This is a genomic window from Ruegeria faecimaris (genome assembly GCF_900182615.1).
Lineage (GTDB): Bacteria > Pseudomonadota > Alphaproteobacteria > Rhodobacterales > Rhodobacteraceae > Ruegeria > Ruegeria faecimaris.
The window spans coordinates 2501-6206 of record NZ_FXTE01000031.1; the positions used below are offsets into that span (position 1 = coordinate 2501).

Consider the following 3706-nt stretch of genomic DNA (forward strand, 5'->3'; position numbering starts at 1 on the left):
TATCGCGACTGAAACGAACAGAGTTGTCCAAGTCTAATATACTAACCCGAGCGACCTGCGTTGATCAGCTGCACGGCTGAGAGACCATATGGGGTTGCTCATTTGTCCTCGTCCAAGAGACGGGGGCGGGAAATGTATGTTTTTGGTTCAGAAGAATGACTGCCTTTAGTTACCAGCTGGGCGGTCTCGATTGACATATGTTCTGACGCAGCTTCGGTTGTGGACGGTTAAACGTCCTCAAGTAGCCGAATAGGCGGTAGGACACTAAAGTGTGTCTTTCTTTTTCTGGATCAAATCAAGCGCGAGAAGGGCGTTTGGTGAATGCCTTGGCAGCAAGAGGCGATGAAAGACGTGATACTCTGCGATAAGCCATGGGGAGCTGAGAATAAGCTTTGATCCATGGATTTCTGAATGGGGCAACCCACCTGAAAGTTTGTTATTGTTGGCTTTGCCAGTCAATAATGGGCTTAACCAGGTATTTATGACCTGAATACATAGGGTTATAAAGGCAAACCCGGGGAACTGAAACATCTAAGTACCCGGAGGAAAGGAAATCAATTGATACTCCCCTAGTAGCGGCGAGCGAACGGGGACCAGCCGAGCCGGATGAGTGAGAAGAACATGTTGGGAAGCATGGCCATAGCGGGTGACAGCCCCGTATTCTAAGCTCTGAAGGACGTATTAAGTAGGGCGGAACACGTGAAATTCTGTCTGAAGATCGGAGGACCACCTTCGAAGGCTAAGTACTCCTTGCTGACCGATAGTGAACCAGTACCGTGAGGGAAAGGTGAAAAGCACCCCGACGAGGGGAGTGAAACAGTACCTGAAACCGAACGCCTACAATCAGTCGGAGCCTCCTTGCGGGGTGACGGCGTACCTTTTGTATAATGGGTCATCGACTTGGTCTCACGAGCAAGCTTAAGCCGTTAGGTGTAGGCGTAGCGAAAGCGAGTCTTAATAGGGCGCATGAGTTCGTGGGATCAGACCCGAAACCGAGTGATCTAGGCATGGCCAGGTTGAAGGTAAGGTAACACTTACTGGAGGACCGAACCCACATCCGTTGAAAAGGATCGGGATGAGCTGTGCCTAGGGGTGAAAGGCCAATCAAACTCGGAGATAGCTGGTTCTCTGCGAAATCTATTTAGGTAGAGCGTCATCCGAATACCCCGGGGGGTAGAGCACTGGATGGGTAATGGGGCCCCACAGGCTTACTGATCCTAACCAAACTCCGAATACCCGGGAGTACTAGATGGCAGACACACTGCGGATGCTAACGTCCGTAGTGGAGAGGGAAACAACCCTGACCTACAGCTAAGGCCCCCAATTCATGGCTAAGTGGGAAAGCAGGTGGGACGACCAAAACAACCAGGAGGTTGGCTTAGAAGCAGCCATCCTTTAAAGATAGCGTAACAGCTCACTGGTCTAAATAAGTTGTCCTGCGGCGAAGATGTAACGGGGCTCAAGCCATGAGCCGAAGCTTAGGATGCCGTAAGGCATGGTAGCAGAGCGTAGTGTGACATAGTCTCATTCCTCCTTCACGTCTTCGGGCGTATTGGAGGAGAGAGGCTTTCGATGAAGCCGGCGCGTGAGCGATCCGGTGGAGAGATCACTAGTGAGAATGATGACATGAGTAGCGACAAAGAGTGTGAGAGACACTCTCGCCGAAAGTCCAAGGGTTCCTGCTTAAAGCTAATCTGAGCAGGGTAAGCCGGCCCCTAAGCCGAGGCCGAAAGGCGTAGGCGATGGGAACTAGGTTAATATTCCTAGGCCGTGGAGTGGTGACGGATCTCAGAGGTAGTTCATCCTTATCGGATTGAATGGGCTGCTGAGAGGTTCCTGGAAATAGCCCTCCTATAAGACCGTACCCTAAACCGACACAGGTGGACTGGTAGAGAATACCAAGGCGCTTGAGAGAACGATGTTGAAGGAACTCGGCAAAATACCTCCGTAAGTTCGCGAGAAGGAGGCCCGGTTCCTAGGCAACTAGGGGCTGGGGGCACAAACCAGGGGGTGGCGACTGTTTATTAAAAACACAGGGCTCTGCGAAGTCGCAAGACGACGTATAGGGTCTGACGCCTGCCCGGTGCCTGAAGGTTAAAAGGAGAGGTGAGAGCCTTGAATTGAAGCCCAGGTAAACGGCGGCCGTAACTATAACGGTCCTAAGGTAGCGAAATTCCTTGTCGGGTAAGTTCCGACCTGCACGAATGGCGTAACGACTTCCCCGCTGTCTCCAACATCGACTCAGCGAAATTGAATTGCCTGTCAAGATGCAGGCTTCCCGCGGTTAGACGGAAAGACCCCGTGCACCTTTACTACAGCTTCGCACTGGCATCAGGATTGTGATGTGCAGGATAGGTGGTAGGCTTTGAAGCAGGAACGCTAGTCCCTGTGGAGCCTCCCTTGAGATACCACCCTTCGCACTCTTGATGTCTAACCGCGGTCCGTTATCCGGATCCGGGACCCTGCGTGGCGGGTAGTTTGACTGGGGCGGTCGCCTCCTAAAGCGTAACGGAGGCGCGCGAAGGTTGGCTCAGAGCGGTCGGAAATCGCTCGTTGAGTGCAATGGCAGAAGCCAGCCTGACTGCGAGACTGACAAGTCGAGCAGAGTCGAAAGACGGCCATAGTGATCCGGTGGTCCCGAGTGGAAGGGCCATCGCTCAACGGATAAAAGGTACGCCGGGGATAACAGGCTGATACTGCCCAAGAGTCCATATCGACGGCAGTGTTTGGCACCTCGATGTCGGCTCATCTCATCCTGGGGCTGGAGCAGGTCCCAAGGGTACGGCTGTTCGCCGTTTAAAGAGGTACGTGAGCTGGGTTTAGAACGTCGTGAGACAGTTCGGTCCCTATCTGCCGTGGGTGTAGGAGACTTGAGAGGAGTTGCCCCTAGTACGAGAGGACCGGGGTGAACGATCCACTGGTGGACCTGTTGTTGCGCCAGCAGCAGTGCAGGGTAGCTATGATCGGACAGGATAACCGCTGAAGGCATCTAAGCGGGAAGCCCCCCTCAAAACAAGGTCTCCCTGAGGGCCGTGGAAGACCACCACGTCAATAGGCCGGAGATGTAAGCGCAGTAATGCGTTCAGTTGACCGGTACTAATCGCCCGATAGGCTTGATTTGATCCAGTAATGGAAAGACAAATCAAAAACATACACACCTTAGACTAACGATGGCTGTGTCGCGCCAAGCGGCACTGTTGATTGATTACACTACCGAGTGGCAACGCGCCTTTTGCACGCAAAAGACGCTGCCTACCACCCGTCGCGCTTGCTACGCAAGTCGCAACGTGGGATTTTCCTCGGTTTGGTGGTCATAGCGCAAGTGAAACACCCGGTCCCATCCCGAACCCGGAAGTTAAGCACTGCCGCGCCAATGGTACTTGGGCTTAAGCCCCGGGAGAGTAGGTCACCGCCAAACCTAGAAAAATCCCAATTCTCTCTAAATGATAACAATACTTATTCGACCCCGGCCTCAAGTAGCGAAAGCGATAGGCCAACCTAGTGTCGCGGGATGGAGCAGCCCGGTAGCTCGTCAGGCTCATAACCTGAAGGTCGTAGGTTCAAATCCTACTCCCGCAACCAGGTCGAATAATATCAACACAGCCCGTTCAGACTAAAATTGATCCACTGGATCAATTGCTTAACGTCTTCACCTCGTCAGGCTCATAACCTGAAGGCCAAAGGTTCAAACCCTACTCCCGCAACC

1 tRNA gene and 2 rRNA genes are annotated in these 3706 nt (G+C 53.0%); all 3 read left to right on the forward strand.

The annotated features are described in order from the left end of the window. Positions 1–293 precede the first annotated feature (293 nt). The 3 genes from FN806_RS20285 (at position 294) to FN806_RS20295 (ending at position 3582) form a co-directional block, all read left to right on the forward strand. A 23S ribosomal RNA gene (locus FN806_RS20285) occupies positions 294–3121 on the forward strand. Positions 3122–3303: 182 nt separating this feature from the next. After that, positions 3304–3418: ribosomal RNA gene (rrf, locus tag FN806_RS20290) — 5S ribosomal RNA — on the forward strand. 87 nt (positions 3419–3505) lie between these two features. Next, a tRNA-Met gene (locus FN806_RS20295) sits at positions 3506–3582 on the forward strand. Positions 3583–3706 lie beyond the last annotated feature (124 nt).